We start from the raw sequence: 1,742 nt of genomic DNA, 5'->3' as shown, positions 1-1,742 counted from the left end.
GAAAAGATAATTAGCAATTGGTATGAAGTACAACGGAATATGTTCACGTTAGTTGTACGTGAGCATATTTTTGCCAACCTTAGCAGTGATATCATTATCTATAATTCATAGATGATGTTTTTTGTCAATGCGTAAGTCCTATTAACAATACTTCGGACAGTTTTGGAACAGGGACAGTCCGCGAGCCGAGCTAAAAAGTCACTAAGATTTTAACCAAAAAGACAAAAAAAAGGCACTTTTTACGTTAAGCTCAAAAAACACACGAACTTAAAAAACTGCCTGATGAATATTACAGGGTAAGAGCATCTCAATCAAGCTTTACAAAAGGAGTTGATAACAGTCATCATATAATCATTATTCATAGAAGCCTGTTTAATTTTTTGACGAAGACTACGCTGCAATGTTTTCTCCTGATTAAGAGCGTTAAGTGCTATCCGTCTCAGGATGGCAAAATTACGAGGACTATGACCTGAACGAATCCGACATTGATCCTCATGGAACGTGACATCTAAAGTCCAATGAACTTGGTTTTCAATCGTCCAATGTTGACGAATGGCACGACCAAGAACTTGAGCATCTGCAGGCAGAGAAGTTAGATAAAATTGGACTTCACGAGTCGTTTTGTTCCAAAGATGGCGGATTCTTTCAATAATGACGATGGTTTGCAGTCCCGACCATTGGTCTTGTTGATAAAGACCACCGAAAGCCTCTAAAGGAAGAGCCCAAACATAAAGTTTTTCAGTGCGATGGTGTCCCTTTTCAATTTGTTGGTTATAACTAACGTTAATGCCTTCAAAGTTATTAGCTCTTCTGGTATCAAACCATTCTTTAACCTGAGAATGTAGGCGTTGCTGAGTTAGAGTATGAATAGGAGGAATAATTTATGCAATGCCCAGAATGTAAATCAACCCATATCCGTAAAAACGGCAAGAAAAAAGGAAAACAGAATCACATTTGTGTCCAATGTGGTCGTCAATTCATTAATCAGTATGAACCCCATCGAGGTTATAGCGAGAGCATCAAACGTGATTGCCTAAAAATGTACGTCAATGGTATGGGTTTACGGGCGATAGAACGAGTTAAGGGAGTTCATCATACCACGGTAATAAATTGGGTAAAACAAGTCGGAAAACTGTTACCCGATGTTTATGACCCTGAAGTCATTCCAGAAGTTGGTGAGCTCGATGAATTACAAAGTTATGTAAAAAAAAAACAGACAAAATCTGGTTGTGGACAGCGGTTGACCACTTTCAACCAGGAATTTTAGGATGGGTATTAGGGGATCGTAGTGCTAAGACATTTGAACTATTATGGGACAAAGTAAGTGCAGGGAAATGCTACTTTTATGTAACTGATGGATGGTCGGTATATCCCATGTTTATGACCGATGGGGATCAGATTATCAGTAAGACTTATATGACACGAGTAGAAGGGGAAAATACAAGACTAAGACATTATTTAGCCAGACTACATCGCAAGACTCTTTGTTATTCTAAATGTGAGAATATCCTCAAGCATTCGATTAAGTTATTAATACATTACTTGAAATTTCACGATATTCCCATTCCTGGGGCATTCATACCTTGATTCAGCAACGCCTGTGGCGTTGCTGAATTAGGGTATGATAAATTTATAGTGCGAGCGCCAAAAAATAACACTTCAAAAAACGCAGAGCTTATGAAATGTCCTGAATGTCAGTCAACTCATGTCAATAAAAATGGTCAGAAGAAAGGTAAACAGAA

General features: G+C 38.2%; 1 protein-coding gene and 1 pseudogene. One reads left to right on the top strand and one right to left on the bottom strand.

Translation table 11 applies throughout. From position 1 onward, the window contains the following. Positions 1-311 precede the first annotated feature (311 nt). Positions 312-845: pseudogene (locus ACUVJL_RS19125) on the bottom strand (ISAs1 family transposase); the annotation flags it as partial. 38 nt (positions 846-883) lie between these two features. On the opposite strand from ACUVJL_RS19125, the gene ACUVJL_RS19120 reads away from it, so the two are divergent. Next, positions 884-1,587, top strand: a protein-coding gene (locus ACUVJL_RS19120) for an IS1 family transposase (RefSeq protein ID WP_445247281.1) whose coding sequence is annotated in 2 segments (ribosomal slippage) — positions 884-1,223 and positions 1,223-1,587 — 705 coding nt in all. Because the reading frame shifts where the segments join, the coding sequence is not laid out codon by codon here. Positions 1,588-1,742: the final 155 nt, after the last annotated feature.

The organism is Microcoleus sp. OTE_8_concoct_300, assembly GCF_031383065.1.
Lineage (GTDB): Bacteria > Cyanobacteriota > Cyanobacteriia > Cyanobacteriales > Microcoleaceae > Microcoleus.
The sequence above is the reverse complement of the archived record's forward strand: the minus strand, read 5'-3'. Positions and strand labels throughout refer to the sequence as shown.